Origin of the sequence: Aeromonas sobria (assembly GCF_050266975.1) — a bacterium.
In the GTDB taxonomy this organism is placed as follows: Bacteria; Pseudomonadota; Gammaproteobacteria; order Enterobacterales; family Aeromonadaceae; genus Aeromonas; species Aeromonas sobria_B.
The window spans coordinates 102,485-123,616 of record NZ_JBKISU010000005.1 but is presented as its reverse complement, the minus strand read 5'-3'; the positions used below and the strand labels follow the sequence as shown (position 1 = coordinate 123,616).

Genomic DNA, 21,132 nt, shown 5'->3' with positions numbered 1-21,132 from the left:
CCGCAGTCATATTCGCCAAATGTTAACTATATGTATGATGTTAACTTTGTTTATTAATGCAAAAATAGTTTAATCAGCTATTTATTGGGCGATAAATCACGCTTTATGACTGCCTGACCCCCATGGTACACCGCAAAGTATTGCGAAATTGTATATCCAGATCATTTACTCTTTCGGTCAAAGCGTCTAAGTTACTGGCGGGTTATTCCAAAAAAATGCAAAAAACCCGCCCGGATCGCTGGTTTCCCTGCCTTGTGAATGAGCATCTATTGCCCCAGGCACAAACCGGCATCTGCGGCTGATTTACGGAAGAATTGTTTGGGACGGATGTCCCCCGCAGAGGTAAACATGTCCTTGCTAGAAGTCAAAAACTTGCGGATCGAGTACCCCTCCCGCTACGGGGTGCTGGCCGCGGTCAAGGATCTCTCTTTCTCCATCGAGAAGGGTGAGGTCGTCGGTGTCGTCGGTGAGTCCGGCGCCGGCAAATCCACCATCGGCAATGCCGTCATCGATTTGCTGAGCCCGCCGGGTCATATCGCCCGGGGGGACATCTATCTCAATGGTGAACTCATCTCCGGCAAGAGCCAGGATGAGATGCGGGCCATTCGCGGCTCTCGCATCGGTTTCATCTTCCAGGATCCCATGACCTCCCTGAACCCGCTGTTCACCGTGGAGCATCAACTGGTCGAGACCATCCTCGCCAACACCGAGCTCACTCGCAGCAAGGCGGTCGCCAAGGCCCTCGAGCTGATGAAGGCGGTGGGGATCCCGAGCCCGGAGCTGCGCATCAAGCAGTATCCGCACCAGTTCTCCGGCGGCATGCGCCAGCGGGTAGTCATCGCCATCGCGCTCTCGTGCGACCCCGAACTCATCATCGCCGATGAGCCCACCACGGCGCTGGATGTCTCCATTCAGGATCAGATCCTCCAGCTCATCCGCACCCTGTGCAAGGAGCGGGACGTGGGTTGCATGCTGGTGACCCACGACATGGGGGTGGTCTCCAACGTCACCGACAAGGTGGCGGTCATGTATCGCGGCGATCTGGTGGAGTTCGGCACCACAGAGCAGGTGCTGGGCCGCCCCAATCACCCCTATACCCGCAGCCTCATCTCGGCGGTGCCCCGCTCGGATGTGAAGCTGGTGCGTTTCCCCCTGGTCTCCTATATCGAGGATGCCGGCGCGCCGGATACCAGCATCGATCTCAAGACCCACTGGCTCGGTCAGAGCCAGGACGAGCGGGCCTATGAAGGGGCCCTGCTGCGGGTGGAGAACGTCGATCTGAAGTTCGTCACCAAGGACTCCTTCTTCCCGAGCCGCCGTGAATACGTGCGCGCCTGCAACGACATCAGCTTCGAGATCTTCGAGGGGGAGACCTTCGGTCTGGTGGGGGAGTCGGGCTCAGGCAAGTCCACCATCGCCCGCGCCATCACAGGCCTCTATCCGCCCGACAGCGGCAAGATCTGCTTCGAGGGGATCGATCTCACCGCCATCAAGCGCGAGAGCGAGCGTCGCCCCCTGCGTCGCCAGATGCAGATGGTGTTCCAGAACCCTTACTCCTCGATGAACCCGCGCATGAAGGTGCGTGACATCATCGCCGAGCCGATCCGCTTCCACCGATTGGCCGAGGAGAACCAGATCGATGGCATCGTCAGCGATCTGCTGGATCACGTCGGCCTGGGCCGCGGCGCCGGGGTCAAGTATCCACACGAGTTCTCCGGTGGTCAGCGCCAGCGCATCTCCATCGCCCGCGCCCTGGCGACCCGGCCGCGCTTTCTCATCTGCGACGAGCCCACCTCGGCGCTGGATGTGTCGGTGCAGGCCCAGATCCTCAATCTGCTCAAGGATTTGCAGAAAGAGCTCGGCCTCACCATGCTGTTCATCAGCCACGATCTGCCGGTCATCCGCCAGATGTGCGATCGCATCGGCGTGATGAAGCACGGTCATCTGGTGGAAGTGGCGGAGACGGAGAAACTCTTTACCAATGCCGAGCATGAGTACAGCCGCAAGCTGATCTCCCTCATGCCGGAGTTCAAGGGAATGTCCCGTGAGGGACTGGAAATCGCAAGCTAGGAAAGTGCCGGCCTGCCGGTTTTTGTTAGAAAAAAAGTGTCAATAAAAAGCTAACAGCATGGAGAAAGACATGAAGAAAGGATTATCCAAGATTGCAATGGCGTTGTTTGCGGCCGGTTTGGCCTTCAATGTCTCTGCCGCCGACATCAAGGTCGCCGTCGCCTCTGATCCCACTTCGCTGGATCCCCAGGAGCAGCTCTCCGGTCAGACCCTGGAGATGTCTCACCTGGTATTTGATCCCCTGATGCGCTGGACGCAGGATCTGCAGTTCGAGCCCCGTCTGGCCGAAAAATTCGAACGCATCGACGACAAGACGGTGCGTTTCCACCTGCGCAAGGGCGTCAAGTTCCACTCAGGCAACGACTTCACCGCCGATGACGTGGTGTGGACCGTCAAGCGTCTGAAAGACTCCGTCGACTTCAAGGCCATCTTCGACCCCATTGCCGACGTCAAGAAGGTGGATGATTTCACCGTGGATCTCATCACCGAGAAGCCCTATCCCCTGGTGCTGCAGACCGTGACCTACATCTTCCCGATGGACTCCAAGTTCTATACCGGCAAGACAGAGGCGGGCAAGGACAAGGGCGAGATCGTCAAGAACGGCGACTCCTTCGCCTCCACCAACGTCTCAGGCACCGGCCCGTTCAGCGTCAAGTTCCGCGAGCAGGGCGTCAAGCTGGAGTACACCCGCAACGCCAACTACTGGGACAAGTCCTCCAAGGGCAACGTCGACAACCTGACCCTGGTGCCCATCAAGGAAGACGCGACCCGTGTTGCCGCCCTGCTGGGTGGGGACGTGGACGTGATCTACCCGGTCGCCCCCAACGATCTGGAGCGGGTCCAGAAGGGCAAGGACACCCAGTTGGTGACCCTGTCCGGTACCCGCGCCATCATCATAGAGCTGAACCAGAGCACCAACCCGGCCCTGAAAGACAAGCGCGTGCGTCAGGCGATCAACTATGCCATCAACCAGGTGGGCATCGTCGACAAGATCAACAAGGGCTTCGGTACGCCGGCCGGCCAGTTGAGCCCGAAAGGCTATGCCGGTCACAACGAGGCCCTGGTGCCCCAGTATGATCTGACCAAGGCCAAGGCCCTGATGAAGGAAGCGGGTTACGAGCAGGGCTTCAAGATGAGCTTCATCTCCCCGGCCGCCCGTTATGTCAACGACGTCAAGATCGCCCAGGCCGTCTCCGCCATGCTCTCCAAGATCAACATCAAGGTGGATCTGAAGACCATGCCGGTGGCCCAGTACTGGCCGGAGTTTGACAAGTGCGCCGCGGACATGCAGCTGATCGGCTGGCACTCCGACACCGAAGATACCGCGAACTTCTTCGAGTTCCTGACCTTCACCAAGAGCGCCGAGACCGGCATGGGCCAGTACAACTGTGCCGGTTATGCCAACGCAGAAGCGGACAAGCTGGTGATGGAAGCGAACGCGGAAACCGATCCGGCCAAGCGTGCCGCCATCCTGCAGAAAGTCGAAGCCATGTTGATCGACGACGCCGCCTATGTGCCGTTGCACTGGGAAAACCTGGCCTACGGCGCCAAGAAAAACGCCGACATCAAGCCCATCGTCAACGTGATGAACTTCCCGTACTTTGGCGACCTGGTGGTAGGCAAGTAATTACCCCGCAAGAAGGACGGGCGGGGGCATCGTGACGGTGCCCCCGCCATTAACAGAAGCCGATGCCAAGACATCGGCCAGAGTCAAGGACAAGCATGTTTACATTCCTGCTGAAACGGTTCTATCAGGCCGTGATAGTGATGTTCGTCATCAGCCTGGTCGCCTTCTCCATCCAGGACAACCTGGGGGATCCCCTGCGTGAGTTGGTGGGACAATCCGTCTCCGAGGCTCAGCGTCAGGAGCTGCGCGACAAGATGGGGCTCAACGATCCCTTCCTGGTGAAGTACAGTCGCTTCCTGAAAAATGCGGTGCAAGGAGACCTGGGGACGTCCTACTTCTTCAAGCGCCCGGCCCTCGAGGTCATTCTCGACAAGCTCGTCGCCACACTGGAACTGGTGTTTGGCGCCGCCCTCATTATCGTCCTGGTCTCCATTCCGCTCGGGGTTTATTCCGCCATTCGCCCGCGCAGCATACTGACCAAGATCATCATGGCCGTGAGCAGCATCGGCATCTCGATCCCCGTGTTCCTGACCGCCATCATGCTGATGTATCTCTTCTCCATCCAGCTGGGCTGGCTGCCGGCCTATGGCCGGGGCGAGACCTACAACCTGCTGGGCTGGGAGTCGGGCTTCTTTACCTGGGACGGCATCTTGCACCTGATCCTGCCCGCGGTCTCCCTCTCCTCCATCATGTTGCCGCTGTTTATCCGGCTGGTGCGCTCCGAGATGCTGGAGCAGCTCTCCTCCGAGTACGTGAAGTTTGCCCGTGCCAAGGGGCTGGACAACAACAAGGTCTACTACCAGCACGCCCTCAAGAACACCATGCTGCCGGTCATCACCGTCGGTGGCGTGCAGATCGGTACCATGGTGGCCTACACCATATTGACCGAGAGCGTGTTCCAGTGGCCGGGGACGGGTTTCCTGTTCCTGGAAGCCATCCACCGGGTCGATACCCCGCTGATCACCGCCTACGTCATCTTCGTCGGCCTTATCTTCGTGGTGACCAATACCCTGGTCGACCTGCTCTACGGGTTCATCAACCCGACCGTCAACCTGACTGCCAAGGGGTAACAGATGACTAACGCTGTAACTGTGAGCCGCCGTTTGACATGGCGCAACCACGCGGGTTTTGTCATCAACCCGGCTATCTGCCTGGCTACGAAGGGGTAATCGCATGAGTAACGCTGTAACTGCGAGCCCAAGCCGTTGGACTCGTTTCAAGAACTCTGACATCGTCTACTACTTCCTGCGGGACAAGGTAGCCATGTTCAGCTTCGCCATCTTCGTGGCATTCGTGCTGGCGGCCCTGCTGGCTCCCTGGATTGCGCCCCACAACGTCTATGACCAGACCAGCTTCGATCTGATGGATGCGGAGCTGCCGCCCTCCTGGCTCGATGGCGGCGAGGCGCGCTTCTGGCTCGGCACCGACAACCAGGGCCGCGACATCTGGAGCACCATCCTCTATGGCGCCCGCATCTCGCTCACCATAGGTCTGTTCGCCGTCGGCCTGCAGCTGGTGCTCGGCATCGTGATCGGCCTCATCGCCGGTTATTACGGTGGCCGCATCGACAGCCTGCTGATGCGCTTTGCCGACGTGCAGTTGTCGTTCTCCACCATGATGGTGGCCATCATCATCTCCGCCATCTTCCAGGCGAGCTTTGGCTCCGAGCTCTATTCGCAGTTCGCCATCGTCATGCTGGTGGTGATCATCGGCATCGCCGAGTGGCCGCAATATGCCCGGACGGTGCGCGCCTCCGTGCTGGCGGAGAAGAAGAAGGAGTATGTGGAGGCGGCCCAGGTGATGGGATTCCGTGCCCCGCGCATCATGTTCCGCCACATACTGCCCAACTGCCTGTCGCCCATCCTGGTCATCTCCACCGTCCAGGTGGCCAACGCCATCATGAGCGAGGCGGCACTCTCCTTCCTCGGGCTGGGGATGCCGGTGGATCAGCCCTCCCTGGGCTCGCTCATCAGCGTGGGCTTCAACTACATCTTCTCCGGATCCTGGTGGATCACCGCCTTCCCGGGCATCTGCCTGGTGGTGCTGGTGCTGGTCATCAACCTCTTGGGTGACTGGCTGCGGGATGTGTTCAACCCCAAAATCTACAAAGGTTGACTCGAGTCAGAAGTGCAAATACAAGAAGGGCGCCATCAGGCGCCCTTCTTTATTGCTTGCGATTGCAGCCAGTGCTTGCGTCAGGCTTGCTGCCAGGCCTGGATGCTGGCCAGGATACCAGCACTGTCCAGACCCAGCAGGGCATAGATCTCTTCCTGGGTGCCCTGTTCGATGAAGCGATCCGGCAGGCCGAGATTGAGTACCGGCTTGCACTGTCTGGCGCGCATCAGCAGCTCGTTCACCGCGGAGCCGGCCCCGCCCATGATGGCGTTGTCCTCGAGGGTGACAAACTGATCGTGGCTGGCGGCCAGTGTGAGCACCAGCGCCTCGTCCATGGGTTTGACGAAGCGCATGTCCACCAGGGTGGCATCCAGCGCCTCGGCGGCGGCCTTGGCTTGATGGAGCAGGGTGCCGAACGCCAGGATGGCGGTGGCCTTGCCCCCGCGTCCCTCTCTCTCACGCACAATGCGCCCCTTGCCCAGTTCCAGAGCCTGCATCTCGCTCATTATCTCGCTGCCGCAGCCGCTGCCACGGGGATAGCGCACCGCCGCAGGCCGATCGCACAGATAGCCGGTGTAGAGCATCTGACGGCACTCGTTCTCGTCGGATGGGGTCATCACCACCATGTTGGGCACGGTGCGCAGGAAGCTGATGTCGAACGCCCCCTGATGGGTCGGGCCGTCGGCCCCCACCAGACCGGCCCGGTCGATGGCGAACAGCACCGGCAGTTCCTGCAGCGCCACGTCGTGGATCAGCTGGTCATAGGCCCGTTGCAGGAAGCTTGAATAGATGGCGACCACGGGCTTTTGGCCCGAGATGGCAAGCCCGGCGGCGAAGGTGACCGCATGCTGCTCGGCAATGGCCACGTCGAAGTAGCGATCCGGATACTGCTGGCTGAACTTGACCAGGCCAGAGCCTTCGCGCATGGCGGGGGTGATGCCGACCAGTTTCTCGTCCCTGGCCGCCATGTCGCACAGCCACTGGCCGAAGATGGCGGAGAAGGTGGGCTTGCCGCCGGCGCTCTTGGGCAGGGCGCAGTCGTCCGGATTGAACTTGGGCACGCCATGGTAACCGATGGGATCCTTCTCGGCGGGCTCGTAGCCCTTGCCCTTCTTGGTCTTGACGTGCAGCAGCTGGGGCCCCTTGAGGTTGCGCATGTTGCGCAGTGTCTCGACCAGGGCCTCGATGTCGTGGCCGTCGATGGGGCCGATGTAGTTGAAGCCAAACTCCTCGAACAGGGTGCCAGGCACCACCATGCCCTTGAGGTGCTCCTCGGCTCGCTTGGCCAGCTCCTTGACCGGTGGCAGCCCCGCCAGCACCTTCTTGCCGCCTTCGCGGATGGTGGTGTAGAGCTTGCCGGACATCAGGCGGGCAAGGTGGTTGTTGAGGGCACCGACGTTTTCGGAGATGGACATCTCGTTGTCATTGAGCACCACCAGCATGTCCTTGTGGACATCCCCGGCGTGATTGAGAGCCTCGAACGCCATGCCGGCGGTGATGGCGCCATCGCCGATGACGGCCACCACCTTGCGCCCCAGCCCTTCGCGCTCGGCGGCAACCGCCATGCCAAGGGCGGCACCTATGGAGGTGCTGGAGTGGCCGACCGAGAGCACGTCATACTCGCTCTCGCCGCGCCACGGGAAGGGGTGCAGGCCATCTTTCTGGCGAATGCTCTGCATCCGCTCCCGCCGTCCGGTCAGGATCTTGTGGGGATAGGCCTGGTGGCCCACATCCCACACCAGCCGATCGAACGGGGTGTTGTAGACGTAGTGCAGGGCGACCGTCAGTTCGACGGTGCCAAGGCCGGAGGCGAGATGGCCGCTGGAGCGGCTCACCGAGCGCAGCAAGTACTCACGTAGCTCGTTGCACAGGACGGGCAGTCTCTCCTTGGGCAGGGATCTCAACTCAACCGGGGTGTCAGCGAGGGCCAGGTTGGGGAACTTGCTTATATCAACGCTCATATTGTTACTGTTATCCAGCGTTCAGTGGGTTCGCTCGATGATGTAATCGGCAAACGCTTCCAGAATATCGGTATTGTAGGGCAAAGGGCGCAGGGCTGTTAAGGCTTTGCCATGCAGTTCGCGAGCCAGCTCACGGGCCTGCTCCAGGCCGAGCAGGGCCGGGTAGGTGCTCTTCTCCTGCGCCAGATCCGACCCCTGCGGCTTGCCCAGGGTGGCGGTATCCCCCGTGATGTCGAGGATGTCGTCCTGCACCTGGAAGGCGAGCCCGATGGCGGCCGCATAGGCTTGCAGCGCCCCCAGGGTCTGCTCATCCATGTCAGCCTTGCACAGGGCGCCCAGGGTAACGGCGCACTCGATGAGGGCCCCCGTCTTGTGGCGATGAACCTGTTCGAGTTCCGCCAGGGTGATCTGGCGGCCCTCGGCCTGCAGATCCAACGCCTGACCGCCGCACATGCCGAGGTAACCCGAGGCACGGGCCAGGGTGCTCAGCATGCGCACCCGGTTGGCCATCAGGCTGGCGGGCATGGGGTGATCCGCCAGTATGCTGAATGCCAGGGTCTGCAGGGCGTCACCGGCCAGGATGGCGGTGCCCTCGTCAAACGCCTTGTGCACCGTCGGCTGGCCACGACGCAGATCGTCGTCATCCATGGCGGGCAGGTCGTCATGGAGCAGGGAGTAGGCGTGGATGCACTCCACGGCGGCGGCCGGGCCATCGAGCCTATCCGTCTCGACTCCCAGCATTTCGCCGACGGCATAGACCAGGAAGGGACGTACTCGTTTGCCTCCCAATAGCAGACCATACTTCATGGCCTCGCGCAGCCGGGGCGCCATGGGGGGGAGGGCATCGAGCTGTTGTGACAGCCGATCATCGATACGCTGGCGATACAGGCGTGAGAAGCTATCCAGCGACACGGGTCAGGCTCCTTGCTCGGGTTGGAAAGGAACGGCCTGCTCGTCGCCATCGGCCTGGGTCAACAGGATCTGGATCTTCTGCTCGGCCTGCTCCAGCTTCTGCTGGCCGGCACGCACCAGATGGATACCCTGTTCGAACTGCTTGAGCGCCTCCTCGAGGGGGAGGGCACCTTGCTCGAGTTGATGAACTATGGTTTCCAGCTCTTCCAGAGTGGCATCAAAACTCAGTCGGTCGATTTTTTTACTGGCCATGTTCATCCTCGGGGATTGAAAAAACGGCTCATCTTAACATCGTCGCCCCTTGGGGGGGAGCGGGAAAGCGTCATTGCCTCAAACTCTGGCCGTGGCGGCCGATAAATAAGCCGACAGGGGTCAGGTGCGCACTTTCGCGCTTGCCGCTCGGGATGCAATAGCAGAAAATTCAATGAAATATGATGAATTCAAGAATCGGCTGACAGGAGTAGCGGCGTGGATCTAGGTAGTCTTATCGGCATAGTGCTCGGCTTTGGGGTGGTGATCTACGGCATGATCCTGGGGGGCTCCCTCAGCATGTTCGTCGACGTCCCCTCCATCTGCATCACCATCCTGGGTTCCATCTTCATCGCCATGATGAAGTTCAACGTTGGCCAGTTCTTCGGGGCGTTCAAGATCGCAGGCAAGGCCTTCATGCACAAGGGGGACAAGCTCGACGACCTGATCCAGAAGGCAGTCGAGCTGGCAGATGCGGCCCGCAAGGGGGGCTTCCTGGCCCTGGAGGCGGCGGAGATCCCCAACACCTTCATGAAGAAGGGGATCGACATGCTGGTGGATGGCCATGATGCCGAGGTGGTGCGCGCCGTCATGGAAAAAGACATGGAGCTCACCTCGGAGCGACACATCATGGCGATCAAGGTGTTTCGCGCCCTCGGCGATCTTGGCCCTGCCATGGGGATGATAGGGACCCTTGTGGGGCTTGTTGCCATGTTGTCTAACATGAGCGATCCCAAGTCCATCGGGCCGGCCATGGCGGTTGCCTTGCTGACCACCCTTTATGGCGCCATCGAGGCCAACATGTTTGCCATCCCCATCGCCGACAAGCTGGAGCTGCGCAGTGGCGAGGAGCGCCTCTCCCGGGCCTTGATCCTGGATGCCATCATGGGCATTCAGGACGGTCAGAATCCTCGCGTGATCCAGTCCATGCTGCAAAATTACCTGAACCAATCCAAGCGCAATGACGGCGCCGAATAGGAATAGCCATGTCTAAATGCAAGTGTCCGCCGCCGGGCCTGCCCTCTTACATGGGGACCTTTGCCGACCTGATGTCGCTGTTGATGTGCTTCTTCGTGCTGCTGCTCTCCTTTGCCGAGATGGACGTGCTCAAGTTCAAGCAGATCGCCGGCTCCATGAAGTACGCCTTCGGGGTGCAGAATCTGCTGGAGGTGAAGGATATTCCGAAGGGGACCTCCGTCATCGCCCAGGAGTTCAGGCCGGGGCGACCGGAGCCGACGCCGATCGACACCATCATGCAGCAGACCATTGACATGACCCAGACCGAGCTGGAGTTTCAGCCCGGGGATGCCGATCAGGCCGGGGGCCAGCAGAAGGAGGCAGGGGATCTGGCGGGGGGCAAGACCAGCGAACAGGCGCGGGAGGAGCAGCAGCAACAGCAGCAGGCCCAATCCAACGCCCTGGCGAAGCAATTGGCGGAGCAGCTCCAGGATCAGATCCAGGACGGCGCCATCGAGATAGAGTCGCTGGGCCAGCAGGTCATCATCCGCATCCGCGAGAAGGCCTCCTTCCCGGCGGGGTCTGCGTTTTTGCAACCCCAGTTCTGGCCGGTGATCCGCAAGGTGGCCAGCTTGCTCAAGGATGTGCCGGGGGAGATCACCGTCTCCGGCCACACCGATGATGTCGCGACCGAGAATGAACTGTTTCGCTCCAACTGGGAGCTCTCCTCCCAGCGGGCGGTGGCGGTGGCCCATCAGATGATCAGGGTGGAAGGTTTCGACCAGAGCCGACTCGTGGTGCAGGGCATGGCCGATTCCCAGCCCTTGATGCCGAACGATTCGACCGAGCATCGCCGCGCCAACCGCCGGGTCGAGATTGCCATCATGCAGGGCAAGGCGAGCGTATCGGACCCGATAGGAGTACCGAACGACTCGCAATAAACGAGGCTGAAGCGGGGGCCGCATCACGGGGGTACCATGGATTTTCCCCCGGCTTCATATTAAGATGCCCCATCCGAACCGATAGCTGCGGCTCTCTTTGATTGCCGCAGCTTCTCTTTATAAAGCAACCCAGGTTTCGACTATGAATCAAACTCCGATGACTGTGCGCGGCGCCGAGAAGCTGCGCAAAGAGCTCGAGTATCTGAAGAGCGAGCTGCGTCCGCAGATTATCGAAGCGATTGCAGATGCCCGTGAACATGGTGATCTGAAAGAGAACGCCGAGTACCATGCCGCCCGTGAGCAGCAAGGCTTTTGCGAAGGGCGCATCCAGGAGATTGAAGCCAAGCTCTCCAATGCCCAGGTCATAGATGTCACCAAGATCGCCAACAATGGCCGCATCATCTTCGGTGCCACCGTCAATCTGCTCAAGTCAGAGACGGAAGAAGAGGTGACCTATCGCATCGTGGGTGACGACGAGGCCGATATCAAACAGAACCTCATCTCGGTCAACTCCCCCATCGCCCGTGCGCTGATCGGCAAGGAGGTGGACGATGTGGCCATCGTCAAGACCCCGGCCGGTGATGTGGAATATGAAGTGTTGAGCGTCGACTACCTGTAACGGGTGGCTGGCAACGAAGAGGGGAGCCCGGGCTCCCCTCTTGTCATTTGCGGGCATCACTGCTCGGGCGGAGCATAAGCCTGGGTAAAGGTGCTCTGATGATGCTGGAATATCCAGCCCCGCAGCCGCTCCTGATCCGCCTCGCTCATCTGAAACTGAACGGCCCAGCCGATGACGATCTGACCCTTGCATACTTCCCTGATGAGGATGCCGCTGAGGGTGAGTGGCGCCAGTGCATCGAGCAGCAGGCTGGCATGGAGGACATCGCCCCGTTTGAGGGTTTCGGGCAGACGCTGGACGATGAGGCCGTTGAGGGAGAGGCTGGTGACCGGGTAATCGTTCCCCTTCAACTGCAGTGTCCCCTCCGTGGCCAGGCGCCAGGCCCTGGGGTGATCGTGGCTGAGTTCCTGAATGACGGGGGCGGCAATACGAGGTTCGAGGAAGCCATCATCCCCCTGGGTGAAATAGAGGGGGAAGCTGAGCTGATGCCCGGCGAAGCGTGCCTCCAGGGCGAGCATGTCCGCCCGTTGCAGCAGGCCAAGCAGGGGGGTATCCAGGTAGCCGCTCAGGGATTGCCCGGCGGCCGAGCCCTGGTCTTTCCCCAGCTCCCGCAACATGGTCAGTTCTTCGTCGGTGAGTATCTGCTGATGGTCCATGGTCGACACTTCCAAGTATTCATCGCAGGTTAAGGCCCTGACGACTACTTTGGCAAGCGACTTGGGAAGAGGGGAAACGGAAGGAGAGAGCGGCGCTCTCTCTTACTTGCGGGGCAGCTGGATCTTGGGTTCGTTGGCCTTGCGATAGATGGTCAGCACGTGGCCCATGCTCTGCACCTTGATGGCACCGGTCTCACGGACGATGGCATCCATGACCAGTTGCTTCATCTCGCGATCTTCGGCGGCGACTTTCACCTTGATCAGCTCGTGATGAGCCAGAGCGAGATCGATCTCGGCCAGTACGCCTTCGGTCAGACCGTGTTGTCCCAGCAGGACGACGGGTTTCAGGCTGTGGGCCAGGCCTTTGAGGTACTGTTTCTGTTTGTTGTTGAGCGTCATGGCAAAATTCTTCATAAGTCAGGGTTGAAAGGGGCGTATTCTACCCCCACTTAGCCCTTAATACTAATAACCCTTGTGGTTTTTTAAAGCCGATAACCATGACCCAGAAAAAACGTTCCCCCAGTTCAACTCGCTGGTTGAAAGAGCATTTCGACGATCAATATGTCAAGAAAGCCCAGAAACTTGGACTGAGATCCCGCGCCGTGTTCAAGATTGACGAGATCCAGGACAAGGACAAGCTGCTCAAGCCCGGCATGACGGTCGTGGATCTCGGAGCCGCACCCGGTGGCTGGTCCCAGTTTGCCATCGATCAGGTGGGTGACAACGGCCGCGTCATCGCCTGCGATATTCTGCCGATGGATTCCATCGCCGGAGTCGATTTCCTGCAAGGGGACTTTCGGGAGGAGACTGTGCTTGCCGCACTGCTCGAACGAGTGGGGCCGAACAAGGTGGATGTGGTCATGTCAGACATGGCGCCCAACATGAGCGGGACCCAGCAGGTGGATCAGGCGAGAGCCATGTATCTGGTCGAGCTGGCGCTGGACATGTGCAACCAGGTGCTGCGTACGAATGGCAGCTTCGTGGCCAAGGTGTTTCAGGGAGAGGGCTTTGATGCCTATCTCAATGAAATTAGACAACTTTTTACAGCAGTCAAGATACGCAAGCCGGACTCATCAAGAGCCCGCTCGCGCGAAGTGTACATTGTGGCTACCGGTTTTAAACTGTAGTACCCTACCTTTTAGCGTTAACTGTCAGTCTGCGAGGTTACTGATTTGAGTGACATGGCGAAAAACTTAATCCTGTGGCTGGTCATCGCCGTCGTGCTGATGTCGGTGTTCAATAGCTTCAGCCCCAGTGATACCACCAGTCGCCAGCTGGACTATTCCAGCTTTGTAAAAGAAGTGACCCAAGAGCAGATCCGCGAAGTGCGGATGGACGGTAAGGTCATCCATGGCGTCAAACGCACCGGTGAACGTTTCCAGACGATCATCCCGGCGCAGGATCCTCAACTGCTCAACGACATGCTCAACCACAACGTCAAGGTTGAGGGGATCAAACCGGAAGAGCCTTCCCTGATCACCTCCATCTTCATCTCCTGGTTCCCGATGTTGTTGCTGATCGGTGTCTGGGTCTTCTTCATGCGTCAGATGCAGGGCGGCGGTGGCAAGGGTGCCATGTCGTTCGGCAAGAGCAAGGCTCGCCTGATGAGCGAAGAGCAGATCAAGACCACGTTCGGTGATGTCGCAGGCTGTGACGAAGCGAAGGAAGAGGTCAAAGAGCTGGTGGATTACCTGCGTGATCCGACCAAGTTCCAGAAGCTGGGTGGCAAGATCCCCACCGGCGTACTGCTGGTCGGCCCACCCGGTACCGGTAAGACCCTGCTGGCCAAGGCCATCGCAGGTGAGGCCAAGGTCCCCTTCTTCACCATCTCGGGTTCCGATTTTGTGGAGATGTTCGTGGGTGTCGGTGCCTCCCGGGTGCGCGACATGTTCGAGCAGGCCAAGAAGTCTTCTCCTTGCATCATCTTCATCGATGAGATTGATGCGGTCGGTCGCCAGCGTGGCGCCGGTCTCGGCGGTGGCCATGACGAGCGCGAGCAGACCCTGAACCAGATGCTGGTCGAGATGGATGGTTTCGAGGGTAACGAAGGCGTCATCGTCATCGCCGCCACCAACCGTCCCGACGTGCTGGATCCGGCTCTGCTGCGTCCAGGTCGTTTCGACCGTCAGGTCGTGGTCGGCCTGCCGGATGTCCGCGGTCGCGAGCAGATCCTGAAAGTGCATATGCGCAAGGTCCCCTTGGCCGATGACGTCAATGCCGCCGTGATTGCCCGTGGTACCCCAGGCTTCTCCGGTGCCGATCTGGCCAACCTGGTCAACGAGGCGGCCCTGTTCTCCGCTCGCGAGAGTCGCCGCGTGGTCTCCATGTCCGAGTTCGAACGGGCCAAGGACAAGATCATGATGGGGTCGGAACGTCGCTCCATGGTGATGCAGGAGTCCGAGAAGGAGATGACGGCGTACCATGAGGCGGGTCACGCCATCATTGGTCGCGTGGTGCCGGATCATGATCCCGTCTACAAGGTCTCCATCATTCCCCGTGGCCGTGCCCTGGGGGTGACCATGTACCTGCCCGAACAGGATCGCTGGAGCCACTCCAAGCAACATCTGGAGTCCATGATCTCCAGTCTGTATGGCGGTCGTCTGGCGGAAGAACTGATCTACGGTGCCGAGAAGGTATCGACCGGTGCATCCAACGACATCGAGCGTGCCACCGACATCGCCCGCAAGATGGTGACCCAGTGGGGCATGTCCGAGCGCCTCGGTCCCATGCTCTATGCGGAAGAAGATGGCGAGGTGTTCCTCGGTCGCAGCATGGCCAAGGCCAAGCACATGTCCGACGACACCGCCCGCGTCATCGATGCCGAGGTCAAGCTGGTGATCGACCGCAACTATGATCGTGCCAAGCAGATCCTGATGGACAACATGGACGTGCTGCACTCCATGAAGGATGCGCTGATGAAGTACGAGACCATAGACGCCAAGCAGATCGACGATCTGATGGCCCGTCGCGAAGTGCGCGCACCGAGCAACTGGCATGACGAGCACGGCGATACGCCAAGTGGCGGCAGTGCCACCAAGACCGAACCTGAAGAGGTGAAGGTCGAGGAGCCGAAAGAGGCGAGCGTCGATATCGACAAAGCCAACGACGTGCCGGCCAAATAAGATCATTCACTCTGAAACCCCGGGCTTGCCCGGGGTTTTTTTCATTGATGCAAGATGGACCCTACCATGCAGTTGACCAGCAAGGGGCTCAGCCTCTCCCTCGAACGCCCCCACGTCATGGGGATCCTCAATGTCACCCCTGACTCTTTCTCGGACGGCGGTCGTTTCCATCAGGTAGAGCAGGCCCTCGCCCATGCTCGCCAGATGGTGGCCGATGGCGCCACCCTGATCGATGTGGGAGGGGAATCGACCCGGCCCGGTGCCCCGGATGTCGGCGAGCAGGAGGAGCTGGATCGGGTGGTGCCCGTGGTGGCGCGGCTCGCCCGTGAGTTGGAGGTGATGATCTCCCTCGATACCTCCAAGGCCGTGGTGATGCGCGAGGCCTGCGCCGCCGGCGGCCACCTCATCAATGATGTGCGGGCCCTGCAGGAGCCGGGGGCGCTCGACGCCGCTGCAGAGGCGGGCGTCCCCGTCTGCCTGATGCACATGAAAGGGCAGCCGAGGACCATGCAGGTGGAGCCACACTACGACGACTTGCTGGGGGAAGTGAGGGCCTTCTTCGACGAGCGGATCGCCGCCTGCCTCGCGGCAGGCATCCCCCGCGAGCGGCTGCTGCTGGACCCGGGTTATGGCTTTGGCAAGAGCTTGAGTCACAACTACCAGTTGTTGGCCTGGCAGCAGAAGTTGCTCGATTACGGGATGCCGCTCTTGGTCGGCATGTCGCGAAAGTCTATGATAGGTCACCTGCTCGGCCGCAGTGTCGATGAGCGCCTCGCCGGCAGTCTGGCCTGCGCCCTCATCGGGATGCAGCATGGCGCCCGCATCATACGGGTGCACGACGTGCGAGAGACCATGGATGCCCTGCGCGCCGGCTGGATGGTCATGACGGGACAAGATTTCATCTCCAGATAACAACGAGAACAGACAATGGCAAGAAAGTATTTTGGCACCGACGGTGTCCGCGGCAAGGTGGGGGAATACCCGATCACTCCTGATTTCGTGATGAAGCTGGGCTGGGCCGCCGGCAAGGTGCTCTCCAAGAAGGGCACCAAGAAGGTGCTGATCGGCAAGGATACCCGCATCTCCGGCTACATGCTGGAGTCGGCGCTGGAGGCGGGCCTCTCCGCCGCCGGCCTCAAGGCCATACTGATGGGCCCCATGCCCACCCCGGCGGTGGCGTATCTGACGCGCACCTTTCGTGCCGAGGCGGGCATCGTCATCAGCGCCTCCCATAACCCCTATTACGACAACGGCATCAAGTTCTTCTCCGCCGACGGTACCAAGCTGCCGGACGAGGTGGAGCTCGCCATCGAGGCCGAGCTGGACAGCGAGCTCAAGTGCGTGGAGTCTGCCGAGCTTGGCAAGGCCGTGCGCATCGAGGACGCCGCCGGGCGCTACATCGAATTTTGCAAGAGCACCTTTGCCTCCCATCTGAGCCTGGAAGGGCTGAAGATGGTGGTGGACTGCGGCCATGGCGCCACCTATCACATTGCCCCGTCCGTCTTTCGCGAGCTGGGGGCCGAGGTGATCGCCATGGGGTGCAGCCCTGATGGTCTCAACATCAATGACGGTGTCGGCTCCACCGCCCCCGAGGCCCTGGTGGCCAAGGTGCTGGAGTGCAAGGCGGATCTGGGCATAGCCTTCGACGGTGATGGTGATCGCCTGGTGATGGTGGACAGCACAGGCTACATCATCGACGGAGACGAGATCCTCTACATCATCGCCCGCGATGCGTTGCGCAATGGTCGCCTCAAGGGGGGCGTGGTTGGCACCCTGATGGCCAACATGGGCCTGGAGCTGGCGCTGCAGACGCTCGGCATTCCGTTTGCCCGGGCCAAGGTGGGTGATCGCTACGTGCTGGAGATGCTCAACGAGAAAGGCTGGCGCATCGGTGGCGAGAACTCGGGTCACATCATCTGCCTGGATCAGACCACCACGGGGGATGGCATCGTCGCCGCGCTGCAGGTATTGACCGCCATGCGCAGTGCCGAGATGCCGCTGGCCAAGCTGCGCTCAGGCATGAGCAAGTTCCCCCAGATCCTGATCAATGTACGTTTCTCCGAAGGGGGAGATCCCCTGACATCCGAGGCCGTGCTGAGCGAGGTGACCGCAGTGGAGCAAGAGCTGGCAGGCCGTGGTCGCGTCTTGCTGCGCAAGTCCGGGACCGAGCCGCTGATCCGGGTCATGGTGGAAGGGGAACATGAGGCTCAGGTGCGTGACATGGCAGAGCGCATCGCCCAGCGGGTAAAGTCGGCGTTTTAATGAGCTAACAGGGCGGTATTTATACCGCCCTGGTTGTATCTTGTTCAAACAATTCAAAAAATCAAAAATAGCGCTTGTCAGTTCAATGTCCTCTGGATATTATCTGCCTCGCTTTCGCAAGGGAGTTCGCCGATGGGAAATCGGAAGCCGTTTGTAGCAGCCAACTGGAAGCTACACGGTAGCAGGTCGCAGTTGGAGCAGTTCACCACCGCTTGCCTCAAGGGGTTGGATGACAAGGTTGATACTGTGTTGTGCCCGTCCCATGTGCATCTCGACTTCGCGTCGCGTCTGCTGAGTGATCAGCGTGTGATGAAGTTGGGGGCTCAGAACATGAGTCAGCACCAATCTGGCGCTTATACGGGGGAGATCTCGTGTGAGATGCTGATTGAGGCAGGGTGTCGTTACGTCATAGTAGGGCATTCCGAGCGCAGGCGTCTCTTTGGAGAGACCAGTTTCATCGTGGCGGAGAAGTTCGCTGCGGCCAGGTCGGCAGGTCTGATACCCATACTCTGTCTGGGGGAGTCAGGCGCTGCGAGGCAGGCAAGGCGCACCTTTGAGGTGATAGCCGAAGAGCTGGACATCGTCATAGAGAAGAATGGCGCGATGGCTTTCGATAATGCTATCATCGCCTACGAGCCGATTTGGGCAGTAGGCACAGGTAAATGCGCCACACCCGAGCAGGCACAAGAGGTTCATTCCTTTATTCGTGGTCGCTTGGCGGAGGATACTCCGGTAATAGGTGAGAACGTTAGAATCATCTATGGTGGGAGCCTGACACCGGCCAATGCGAGAGATTTGTTTGCCCAGCCCGACGTTGACGGCGGCCTGATTGGCGGAGCAAGCCTCGATGACCAGGCGTTTTTAGGAATTGTTGAAGCGGCAAAGGGTGCAAGTTAAATGTACGAGATTCTTTTAGTCGTTTATCTGCTGGTTTCCTTGACCCTCATCGGTCTGGTGATGATTCAGCAAGGTAAAGGGGCTGACATGGGCGCCTCCTTCGGCGCGGGGGCATCGAATACCGTATTCGGCTCCAGTGGTTCAGGCAACTTCCTGACCCGAACAACAGCGATTTTGGCAACTCTGTTTTTTGTCATCAGCCTGCTGCTGGGTTCTATGTCCAGCAACAAGGTAAAACAGGGAAGCGAGTGGGAAAATCTGCAACAAACCCAACAGGTTGAGCAGGTAGAAGCGCCGGTGAAGAAAGATTCCGACGTTCCCAATTGAGTGAGTTTTGCCGTGGTGGTGGAATTGGTAGACACGCTATCTTGAGGGGGTAGTGCTCTAGGGTGTGCGGGTTCGAGTCCCGCCCACGGCACCAATTAAGCAGTGAGCCTGGGTAACCAGGTATATTATGGCTCTTCATTCTTGTACGAAAAGTTTGATAAGGCTATAATCTCGCACGATTTCGGACGCGGGGTGGAGCAGCATGGTAGCTCGTCGGGCTCATAACCCGAAGGTCGTCGGTTCAAATCCGGCCCCCGCAACCAAATTTCACGCATTCCTTCGCTCAGGAAAGCGGTCGCTGCGAGGCGACAATCAGGGTAAAGCGCCAAGCCCCGATTTGACATCGGGGCTTTTTGTTATGTGCAATTTACTCTGAGTTTGTACTTCATCTGGGCTATATGCCCTTTTTTTGTTTTTTCGGAGGGTAACTTTGGCTACGTTGGAACAGCGTTTGACCGATCTGCTCGAGGCGCCGATCAAAGCCTTGGGTTTTGAACTTTGGGGTGTGGAGTTTATCCGTGCGGGTAAACACTCGACCCTGCGTGTCTTCATCGACAGCGAGCAGGGTGTGACCGTTGAACATTGCGCCGAAGTGAGCCGTCAGGTCGGTGCCATCATGGACGTTGAAGATCCCATCACCGAGGAGTATTACCTGGAAGTCTCCTCACCCGGTCTGGATCGTCCCCTGTTCAAGGTTGCCCAGTTCGAAAAATACGTTGGCCAGGAGGCGGCGGTGCAGCTTCGAATGGCAACAAATAACCGCCGCAAGTTCAAAGGCGTAATCAAAGCCGTGCAGGGGGATACCATCACCCTGACGGTAGACGGTAAGGACGAGCTGTTCGCTTTCACCAATATCCAAAAAGCGAACATAGTGCCGAACTTTGGTTAACGAGGCTATCGGATATGAATAAAGAAATTTTGCTGGTCGTTGACGCAGTGTCAAACGAGAAAGCCGTGCCCCGCGAGAAGATCTTCGAGGCGCTGGAAACCGCGCTGGCGACGGCGACCAAGAAGAAATACGAAGGCGAAATTGAAGTGCGGGTCGAAATCGACCGCAAGACCGGTGATTACGACACCTATCGCCGCTGGGTCGTGGTGGCCGATCAAGCCTCCATGGAGAACGCTTACGGTGAAATTACCCTGGAAGCGGCCCAGATCGATGACCCCGAGATCCAGGTCGGTGACTATGTAGAAGATCAGATTGAATCTGTGACCTTCGATCGCATCACCACCCAGACCGCCAAGCAGGTTATCGTGCAGAAAGTGCGCGAGGCCGAGCGTTCCCAGGTCGTTGACCAGTTCAAGGACAAGGAAGGCACCATCATCAGTGGTGTGGTCAAGAAGAGCAACCGTGACAATGTCATCCTGGATCTGGGCAGCAATGCCGAGGCGGTGATCTTCCGTGACGACATGCTGCCGCGCGAGACCTTCCGCCCCGGTGACCGCATCCGTGGCCTGCTCTACGCCGTGCGTCCCGAGGCCCGTGGCTCCCAGCTGTTCGTCAGCCGCTCCAGCCCGGACTTCTTGAAAGAGCTGTTTCGCATCGAAGTACCGGAGATCGGCGAAGAGATGATCGAAATCATGGGCGCCGCCCGTGATCCGGGCTCCCGCGCCAAGATCGCGGTCAAGACCAACGATCGTCGCATCGACCCGATCGGTGCCTGTATCGGCATGCGCGGTGCCCGCGTTCAGGCGGTTTCCGCCGAACTGAGCGGTGAGCGCGCCGACATCGTGCTCTACGATGACAACCCGGCCCAATACGTGATCAATGCCATGGCGCCGGCCGATGTGGCCTCCATCATCGTCGATGAAGACAACCACACCATGGACATCGCCGTGGAAGCCGCCAACCTGGCCCAGGCTATCGGCCGCAACGGTCAGAACGTGCGTCTGGCTTCCCAGCTGACCGGTTGGGAGCTGAACGTCATGACCGTCGAGGACATGCGTGCCAAGCACCAGGCCGAGAACGACCGCATCATGAACCTGTTCACCAGCACCCTGGACATCGACGACGATTTCGCCGGTCTGCTGATGGAAGAGGGCTTCTCTACCCTGGAAGAGATCGCCTTCGTCCCGGTCAACGAGCTGCTGGCCATCGACGGTCTGGATGAAGACATGGTCGAAGAGCTGCGCACCCGTGCCAAGGATGCCCTGACCACCAAGGCCCTGGCCAAAGAAGAATCGTTCGAAGGCGTCGAGCCTTCCGAAGAACTGCTCGGTCTCAAAGGCCTGGATCGCGAACTGGCCTATGCTCTGGCTGCTCGCGGTATCGGCAATCTGGAAGATCTGGCAGAGCAAGGCATCGATGACCTTGCCGACATTGAAGGGCTGACGGCTGAGAAAGCCGGTGAGCTGATTATGGCTGCTCGCAATATCTGTTGGTTCGGGGAAGAGCAGTCCAGTTAAGATCAAACGGA

The 21,132-nt window shown here is 59.5% G+C and carries 20 protein-coding genes and 2 tRNA genes; 17 read left to right on the top strand and 5 right to left on the bottom strand.

Going from position 1 to position 21,132, the window contains the following annotated elements; all coding sequences use genetic code 11:
• Positions 1 to 348: 348 nt before the first annotated feature.
• The 4 genes from ACLHZ1_RS04545 (at position 349) to ACLHZ1_RS04530 (ending at position 5,812) form a co-directional block, all read left to right on the top strand.
• On the top strand, positions 349 to 2,070 hold the full coding sequence (locus ACLHZ1_RS04545) for a dipeptide ABC transporter ATP-binding protein (protein WP_427261138.1): 1,722 nt from the start codon (positions 349 to 351) through the stop codon (positions 2,068 to 2,070).
• A gap of 70 nt (positions 2,071 to 2,140) precedes the next feature.
• On the top strand, positions 2,141 to 3,697 hold the full coding sequence (locus tag ACLHZ1_RS04540) for an ABC transporter substrate-binding protein (protein ID WP_427261137.1): 1,557 nt from the start codon (positions 2,141 to 2,143) through the stop codon (positions 3,695 to 3,697).
• A gap of 95 nt (positions 3,698 to 3,792) precedes the next feature.
• Positions 3,793 to 4,767 carry an ABC transporter permease gene (locus ACLHZ1_RS04535; protein WP_408795091.1) on the top strand — a complete coding sequence of 325 codons (975 nt, stop codon included), beginning with the start codon at positions 3,793 to 3,795 and terminating at the stop codon, positions 4,765 to 4,767.
• A gap of 103 nt (positions 4,768 to 4,870) precedes the next feature.
• Entirely contained in the window at positions 4,871 to 5,812 is a 942-nt protein-coding gene (locus tag ACLHZ1_RS04530) for an ABC transporter permease (RefSeq protein ID WP_408795093.1), read from the top strand.
• Positions 5,813 to 5,892: 80 nt separating this feature from the next.
• On the opposite strand, the gene dxs is transcribed toward ACLHZ1_RS04530, so the two are convergent.
• Genes dxs through xseB form a run of 3 tightly spaced genes read right to left on the bottom strand, consistent with a single transcriptional unit; the run spans position 5,893 to position 8,937 of the window.
• Positions 5,893 to 7,773 (bottom strand): 1-deoxy-D-xylulose-5-phosphate synthase, encoded by a 1,881-nt coding sequence (gene dxs, locus ACLHZ1_RS04525; RefSeq protein WP_427261136.1) that lies wholly within the window; start codon positions 7,771 to 7,773, stop codon positions 5,893 to 5,895.
• Between the two features lie 21 nt (positions 7,774 to 7,794).
• Positions 7,795 to 8,685: a (2E,6E)-farnesyl diphosphate synthase gene (gene ispA, locus ACLHZ1_RS04520; protein ID WP_427261135.1), complete on the bottom strand. Its 891-nt coding sequence runs from the start codon at positions 8,683 to 8,685 to the stop codon at positions 7,795 to 7,797.
• Between the two features lie 3 nt (positions 8,686 to 8,688).
• Entirely contained in the window at positions 8,689 to 8,937 is a 249-nt protein-coding gene (gene xseB / locus ACLHZ1_RS04515; protein ID WP_427261134.1) for an exodeoxyribonuclease VII small subunit, read from the bottom strand.
• Positions 8,938 to 9,153: 216 nt separating this feature from the next.
• On the opposite strand from xseB, the gene pomA reads away from it, so the two are divergent.
• The 3 genes from pomA (at position 9,154) to greA (ending at position 11,451) form a co-directional block, all read left to right on the top strand.
• Positions 9,154 to 9,912: a flagellar motor protein PomA gene (pomA, locus tag ACLHZ1_RS04510; protein ID WP_408795101.1), complete on the top strand. Its 759-nt coding sequence runs from the start codon at positions 9,154 to 9,156 to the stop codon at positions 9,910 to 9,912.
• A gap of 8 nt (positions 9,913 to 9,920) precedes the next feature.
• A complete protein-coding gene (locus tag ACLHZ1_RS04505; protein ID WP_427261133.1) occupies positions 9,921 to 10,832 on the top strand; it encodes a flagellar motor protein MotB in 912 nt (303 codons plus the stop codon).
• A gap of 142 nt (positions 10,833 to 10,974) precedes the next feature.
• On the top strand, positions 10,975 to 11,451 hold the full coding sequence (gene greA / locus ACLHZ1_RS04500; protein WP_427261132.1) for a transcription elongation factor GreA: 477 nt from the start codon (positions 10,975 to 10,977) through the stop codon (positions 11,449 to 11,451).
• Between the two features lie 56 nt (positions 11,452 to 11,507).
• Here greA and ACLHZ1_RS04495 read toward each other — a convergent pair whose 3' ends face one another.
• Both ACLHZ1_RS04495 and yhbY read right to left on the bottom strand, forming a co-directional pair.
• Positions 11,508 to 12,107, bottom strand: coding sequence for a PilZ domain-containing protein (locus tag ACLHZ1_RS04495; RefSeq protein ID WP_427261131.1), 600 nt, complete (start codon positions 12,105 to 12,107; stop codon positions 11,508 to 11,510).
• Positions 12,108 to 12,209: 102 nt separating this feature from the next.
• Complete coding sequence (yhbY, locus tag ACLHZ1_RS04490; RefSeq protein ID WP_041995693.1) at positions 12,210 to 12,506, bottom strand: ribosome assembly RNA-binding protein YhbY; 297 nt, start codon at positions 12,504 to 12,506, stop codon at positions 12,210 to 12,212.
• A 98-nt stretch (positions 12,507 to 12,604) separates the two neighbouring features.
• On the opposite strand from yhbY, the gene rlmE reads away from it, so the two are divergent.
• The 10 genes from rlmE (at position 12,605) to nusA (ending at position 21,121) form a co-directional block, all read left to right on the top strand.
• Entirely contained in the window at positions 12,605 to 13,234 is a 630-nt protein-coding gene (gene rlmE, locus ACLHZ1_RS04485) for a 23S rRNA (uridine(2552)-2'-O)-methyltransferase RlmE (protein ID WP_041995696.1), read from the top strand.
• 45 nt (positions 13,235 to 13,279) lie between these two features.
• Positions 13,280 to 15,229, top strand: coding sequence for an ATP-dependent zinc metalloprotease FtsH (gene ftsH / locus ACLHZ1_RS04480; protein ID WP_427261130.1), 1,950 nt, complete (start codon positions 13,280 to 13,282; stop codon positions 15,227 to 15,229).
• A 66-nt stretch (positions 15,230 to 15,295) separates the two neighbouring features.
• A complete protein-coding gene (gene folP, locus ACLHZ1_RS04475) occupies positions 15,296 to 16,141 on the top strand; it encodes a dihydropteroate synthase (RefSeq protein WP_427261173.1) in 846 nt (281 codons plus the stop codon).
• 15 nt (positions 16,142 to 16,156) lie between these two features.
• Positions 16,157 to 17,491, top strand: a complete 1,335-nt coding sequence (glmM, locus tag ACLHZ1_RS04470) for a phosphoglucosamine mutase (protein ID WP_427261129.1) — start codon at positions 16,157 to 16,159, stop codon at positions 17,489 to 17,491.
• Positions 17,492 to 17,623: 132 nt separating this feature from the next.
• The gene (gene tpiA, locus ACLHZ1_RS04465) at positions 17,624 to 18,388 is read left to right on the top strand and encodes a triose-phosphate isomerase (protein WP_427261128.1); all 765 of its coding nucleotides are present in this window, start codon (positions 17,624 to 17,626) and stop codon (positions 18,386 to 18,388) included.
• Positions 18,389 to 18,715 carry a preprotein translocase subunit SecG gene (gene secG / locus ACLHZ1_RS04460; RefSeq protein WP_041995708.1) on the top strand — a complete coding sequence of 109 codons (327 nt, stop codon included), beginning with the start codon at positions 18,389 to 18,391 and terminating at the stop codon, positions 18,713 to 18,715. It abuts the gene before it with no gap.
• Between the two features lie 9 nt (positions 18,716 to 18,724).
• Positions 18,725 to 18,809: transfer RNA gene (locus ACLHZ1_RS04455), tRNA-Leu, on the top strand.
• A 92-nt stretch (positions 18,810 to 18,901) separates the two neighbouring features.
• Positions 18,902 to 18,978, top strand: a tRNA-Met gene (locus ACLHZ1_RS04450).
• A 167-nt stretch (positions 18,979 to 19,145) separates the two neighbouring features.
• Positions 19,146 to 19,604, top strand: coding sequence for a ribosome maturation factor RimP (gene rimP, locus ACLHZ1_RS04445; protein ID WP_408795149.1), 459 nt, complete (start codon positions 19,146 to 19,148; stop codon positions 19,602 to 19,604).
• A gap of 14 nt (positions 19,605 to 19,618) precedes the next feature.
• A complete protein-coding gene (gene nusA / locus ACLHZ1_RS04440; RefSeq protein ID WP_041995713.1) occupies positions 19,619 to 21,121 on the top strand; it encodes a transcription termination factor NusA in 1,503 nt (500 codons plus the stop codon).
• The last annotated feature ends 11 nt before the right edge of the window (positions 21,122 to 21,132 follow it).

Excerpts from the sequence above, each read along its gene's own strand:
- glmM (WP_427261129.1), top strand. The coding sequence starts at position 16,157 with ATGGCAAGAAAGTATTTTGGCACCGACGGTGTCCGCGGCAAGGTGGGG.
- tpiA (WP_427261128.1), top strand. The coding sequence starts at position 17,624 with ATGGGAAATCGGAAGCCGTTTGTAGCAGCCAACTGGAAGCTACACGGT.
- secG (WP_041995708.1), top strand. The coding sequence starts at position 18,389 with ATGTACGAGATTCTTTTAGTCGTTTATCTGCTGGTTTCCTTGACCCTC.
- yhbY (WP_041995693.1), bottom strand. The coding sequence starts at position 12,506 with ATGACGCTCAACAACAAACAGAAACAGTACCTCAAAGGCCTGGCCCAC.
- nusA (WP_041995713.1), top strand. The coding sequence starts at position 19,619 with ATGAATAAAGAAATTTTGCTGGTCGTTGACGCAGTGTCAAACGAGAAA.
- greA (WP_427261132.1), top strand. The coding sequence starts at position 10,975 with ATGAATCAAACTCCGATGACTGTGCGCGGCGCCGAGAAGCTGCGCAAA.
- ACLHZ1_RS04495 (WP_427261131.1), bottom strand. The coding sequence starts at position 12,107 with ATGGACCATCAGCAGATACTCACCGACGAAGAACTGACCATGTTGCGG.
- ACLHZ1_RS04505 (WP_427261133.1), top strand. The coding sequence starts at position 9,921 with ATGTCTAAATGCAAGTGTCCGCCGCCGGGCCTGCCCTCTTACATGGGG.
- dxs (WP_427261136.1), bottom strand. The coding sequence starts at position 7,773 with ATGAGCGTTGATATAAGCAAGTTCCCCAACCTGGCCCTCGCTGACACC.
- ACLHZ1_RS04535 (WP_408795091.1), top strand. The coding sequence starts at position 3,793 with ATGTTTACATTCCTGCTGAAACGGTTCTATCAGGCCGTGATAGTGATG.
- ACLHZ1_RS04530 (WP_408795093.1), top strand. The coding sequence starts at position 4,871 with ATGAGTAACGCTGTAACTGCGAGCCCAAGCCGTTGGACTCGTTTCAAG.
- ACLHZ1_RS04545 (WP_427261138.1), top strand. The coding sequence starts at position 349 with ATGTCCTTGCTAGAAGTCAAAAACTTGCGGATCGAGTACCCCTCCCGC.
- folP (WP_427261173.1), top strand. The coding sequence starts at position 15,296 with ATGCAGTTGACCAGCAAGGGGCTCAGCCTCTCCCTCGAACGCCCCCAC.
- rlmE (WP_041995696.1), top strand. The coding sequence starts at position 12,605 with ATGACCCAGAAAAAACGTTCCCCCAGTTCAACTCGCTGGTTGAAAGAG.
- ACLHZ1_RS04540 (WP_427261137.1), top strand. The coding sequence starts at position 2,141 with ATGAAGAAAGGATTATCCAAGATTGCAATGGCGTTGTTTGCGGCCGGT.
- xseB (WP_427261134.1), bottom strand. The coding sequence starts at position 8,937 with ATGGCCAGTAAAAAAATCGACCGACTGAGTTTTGATGCCACTCTGGAA.